This is a genomic window from Rhodococcus tibetensis (assembly GCF_024438035.1).
In the GTDB taxonomy this organism is placed as follows: Bacteria; Actinomycetota; Actinomycetes; order Mycobacteriales; family Mycobacteriaceae; genus Rhodococcus_F; species Rhodococcus_F tibetensis.
Map to the genome: position 1 here is coordinate 1 of NZ_JANFQF010000031.1, position 3,582 is coordinate 3,582.

The 3,582-nt window shown below is 65.5% G+C and carries 4 protein-coding genes and 1 pseudogene; 2 read left to right on the forward strand and 3 right to left on the reverse strand.

Annotated elements, in window-relative coordinates; genetic code table 11:
• Positions 1 to 119, forward strand: a pseudogene (locus NOF53_RS25590) (IS630 family transposase); the annotation flags it as partial.
• Between the two features lie 57 nt (positions 120 to 176).
• Here NOF53_RS25590 and NOF53_RS25595 read toward each other — a convergent pair.
• From NOF53_RS25595 to NOF53_RS25605, 3 genes are all read right to left on the reverse strand, one after another.
• Positions 177 to 1,217, reverse strand: a complete 1,041-nt coding sequence (locus NOF53_RS25595) for an NAD(P)-dependent alcohol dehydrogenase (RefSeq protein WP_255974154.1) — start codon at positions 1,215 to 1,217, stop codon at positions 177 to 179.
• A gap of 109 nt (positions 1,218 to 1,326) precedes the next feature.
• Positions 1,327 to 1,788, reverse strand: coding sequence for a MerR family transcriptional regulator (locus NOF53_RS25600; RefSeq protein ID WP_255974156.1), 462 nt, complete (start codon positions 1,786 to 1,788; stop codon positions 1,327 to 1,329).
• 725 nt (positions 1,789 to 2,513) lie between these two features.
• Positions 2,514 to 2,852 (reverse strand): RNA polymerase-binding protein RbpA, encoded by a 339-nt coding sequence (locus NOF53_RS25605; protein ID WP_005255751.1) that lies wholly within the window; start codon positions 2,850 to 2,852, stop codon positions 2,514 to 2,516.
• A gap of 172 nt (positions 2,853 to 3,024) precedes the next feature.
• Between NOF53_RS25605 and NOF53_RS25610 the strand changes: the two genes are divergently transcribed.
• Entirely contained in the window at positions 3,025 to 3,357 is a 333-nt protein-coding gene (locus NOF53_RS25610; protein WP_255974159.1) for a hypothetical protein, read from the forward strand.
• Positions 3,358 to 3,582 lie beyond the last annotated feature (225 nt).

The following is a 3,582-nucleotide window of genomic DNA, read 5'->3' on the forward strand; positions in this document are numbered from 1 at the left end:
GCAACTGGATCAAGACCTGGAACGACGACCCGAAGCCGTTCGTCTGGCACAAGACCGCCGAGGAGATCCTCGATTCCCTGGCCAAATATATCGCACGAATTTCTGACGCGGGACACTAGGTTGTGGTGGTGGGTGAACGCCCGCCGACCTGTCTCCGACGGGCGTTCACGGTGGGGCTAGTTCAGGGTGGTGGTGTCGACGACGAACCGGTACCGGACGTCCGAGGCGAGGACCCGCTCGTATGCCTGGTTGACCCGGTCGGCGGGGACTACCTCGACTTCGGATCCGATGCCGTGCACGGCACAGAAGTCGAGCATCTCCTGGGTCAGGGCAATGCCGCCGATCATCGATCCGGCGAAGTTGCGGCGACCGCCGATCAGCGACATCACGTTCAGGCTGAGCGGCTCGGCTGGGGCGCCGACGTTGACCAGGGTGCCGTCGACGGCGAGCAGGCCCAGGTAGGCGTTGAGGTCGATGCCGGCGCTGACCGTGTTGATGATGAGGTCGAACCGGCCGGCGAGCTGCTCGAAGGTAGTGGGGTCGGAGGTGGCGTGGTAGGCGTCGGCGCCGAGACGGAGTCCGTCCTCCTGCTTCTTCAGCGACTGGGACAGCACGGTGACCTCGGCGCCCAATGCGTGGGCGATCTTGACGGCCATGTGCCCGAGCCCGCCGAGGCCGACGATGGCGACCTTCTTGCCGGGGCCGGCACCCCAGCGGCGCAGCGGGGCGTAGGTAGTAATGCCGGCGCACAGCAGCGGAGCCGCGGCGGCCGGGTCCAGGCTCTGCGGGACGGACAGGACGTAGTCGGCGTCGACGACGACATGGGTGGAGTAGCCGCCCTGGGTGGTGGTGCCGTCACGGTCGACGCCTGCGTAGGTGGGGACCATGCCTTTGGCGCAGTACTGCTCGTCGCCGCCCTGGCAGTTGGTGCAGTCGCCGCAGGAGTTGACCAGGCAGCCGACGCCGACGCGGTCACCGACCTGGTGGCGTGTGACGTCGGCGCCGACCTCGGCGACGATGCCGACGATCTCGTGGCCGGGCACGACCGGAAAGGGTTGCGGGCCCCAGTCGCCGTTGACGGTGTGGATGTCGGAGTGGCAGATCCCGGCGTACTGGATTTCGATGAGGACGTCGTGGGAGCCGACGTCGCGGCGCTCGATGGTCGTGGGGACCAGCGGCTGGCCCGCGGCGGGAGCGGCGTACGCGTTTACACGCATGGAGGTCTTCCTTACTTCTGGGGTGGTCACTTGGGTAGTGAGTGGGGCAGGGTCGCGTGACCGGTGGCGCATCAGTCGAGGGGCGCACCGGCCGAGGCGGGATTTGGGGTTAGCGCCTCTTGGCGTTCTCGAGGTCGCCAGCTAGTGCGCTCGCCTCGGTCGCGAGGAGCGTGGCACGGGCCTCGTCGCCCGCGTCGATCGCGCGCCAGTAGTCGATCTTCACCTCGACGTAGCGTTGACGGAGTGCGATCTGCTGGGCCTCGCGCGCCAGTTGCTGCCGGCGCTCGGTCAGCAACTCGATCTGCGCGGGGGCGGCTGCGGCCCCGAGTTGTCCGTTGGCGACGTACTCCTTCATGTCGCTGACCGGCATCCCGGTCGCTGCCAGGCACGCGATTGCCAACAGCTGCCCCAGGTCGTTCTCGTCGTAGACCCTGTGTCTACTGCTCTCCCCACGGCTGATCGGCGCGATCACCCCGACCGACTCGTAGTAGCGCAGTGTGCTGGCCGGAAGTCCGGTCAGAGCGGCCGCGTCCTTGATCGTGTAGTCGCGTGGGGTGGTTCGTGCACTCACGTCATTGACGCTAAGAACTTCAAGTACTTGAAGTCAAAGGTCGGATGAGTCACAACCGTGGTCCCGGACCTCACCAGATCAGCGGTCACGACGGAATAGGAACACGAACAGTCAGAAAGCGGCGGAGGAGGAACCTGCGCGCCATCGAGGCGGTGCTCATAGGGCAGTCGTCGCCCGCGGTTAGGCGTGATGGTGCTGTGACCTGGTGATGACATGTTCCCCGGTATGCGATGTGGGGGTCGGCGACCCGGGGGAGTGCCGGCGCCGGGGGTGAGAGTGTCGGTGGAGCGTCCGGGTTCCTGTTTCGCTCGGTTTCGAGACTGTCTGTCTGCGCGGCGCCGGTAACGGTCCGGGCAAACCCCTCCTGCTTGAAATTGAAACCAAACCCTTGACTCCGCCGTACCGAATAGTAGATTGAGAGCGGTCATGTGACCTACCTCTCGAGCTGACGCAAGTCGAGTGGTCGGTCATACGTGGTGTTCTTCGACTGCGTGTTCGGGGCGTGACTCTCGGTTTGTGTGCCCGGAATGTAACGCGCCCTGCGTTCAGCAGATCGGAGTACGTGGATGAGTCCTGTCGCGACCGTTGCCACGCCAATGACCCCCAGTAGCCGGTCCATGCCCAGTTGGGCAGATCCTACTGATTCCACGTCGAAGAGGGAGCAGACGCAGCAAACGCCGCCCCAGCCGAGCCGGGACGGCGTTCGTATGGTGGAGCAGCGTGTATCAGGCTCCGCGTCGTTTGGCCTTCAACAGGTCGAGACGCTCCTTGAGCAGCTCTTCCAACTCTTCCTTGGAACGACGCTCGAGCAGCATGTCCCAGTGGGTGCGCGGCGGCTTGACCTTCTTGGCTTCGGGCGCAGTGCCTTCGACCAGGGTGCCCTCCAGGCCGTTGCGGCACAGCCAGGTGCCCGGGATCTCGGCGTCGTCGGCAAACGGGATGTCGAACACCTCACCGTTGTCGCACCGGTACTTGGCCATCCGGCGGGGTGCGAGGTCGTGGTCACGGTCGGTCTCGTAGCTCACCGCTCCGAGTCGACTCCCTCGAAGTACGCGATCTGCCATGGTTGTGTCCTCTCCTCGATCGTCTCCGCGCGAGCACGCCTGGACAACAGCCAAGCGTTCACACTCATCTACAACGCCACGGCTTCCCGATTGGTTCCCGCACGCCGCGCAGATGCAACCTCGCCATCTTACCGGGCGGGTCTCGAGGGGGCGCGCAGTAAGGTGATGGACCATGACCGGCGCATCCCGCAGACCAGATTCGTGCGTGTGGTGTGGCCGGAAAGTCTCGGAGTCCGGGATGGGTCGACGCCGACGGTATTGCCGCCAATCGTGCCGGCAGCGGGCTTACGAGCAGCGCAACCAGATCAAGGGCACCAGCATTCCGGCGGATGCCGTGGTGCTCACCTCGGAGGAAGCCTCCGCCATGGTCGATCGGATCTTCCAGGTTCGATGTGCCGCCGAGGACGTGGCGACAGCCGTTGCCGAAGGTGCGGCGGCCCATGAGGTGGAATCGTTGTGCGCCGACCTCCTGCACCTTGCACGTGAGGCCGAACGCTTCCGCTGACACCCGGCTACGGGCGGCGGGACGTGCTGCGCACCCTGCTCGATCGGTCCCATCCGGGCCGCCGTCGCAGATCGATGGCGATTCCGGCACGAACATCACGAATCGACGCACACCGGACCCACGCGTGAAGCACGATCAGTACAGCGTGGGGGACCGGCGACGCTCGGTTCGTCCCACGCGCAGGGTCTGCGCATCCACAGTTTTCACACCTGCTGGGGGAACGAG

Excerpts from the sequence above, each read along its gene's own strand:
- NOF53_RS25595 (WP_255974154.1), bottom strand. The coding sequence starts at position 1,217 with ATGCGTGTAAACGCGTACGCCGCTCCCGCCGCGGGCCAGCCGCTGGTC.
- NOF53_RS25605 (WP_005255751.1), bottom strand. The coding sequence starts at position 2,852 with ATGGCAGATCGCGTACTTCGAGGGAGTCGACTCGGAGCGGTGAGCTAC.
- NOF53_RS25610 (WP_255974159.1), top strand. The coding sequence starts at position 3,025 with ATGACCGGCGCATCCCGCAGACCAGATTCGTGCGTGTGGTGTGGCCGG.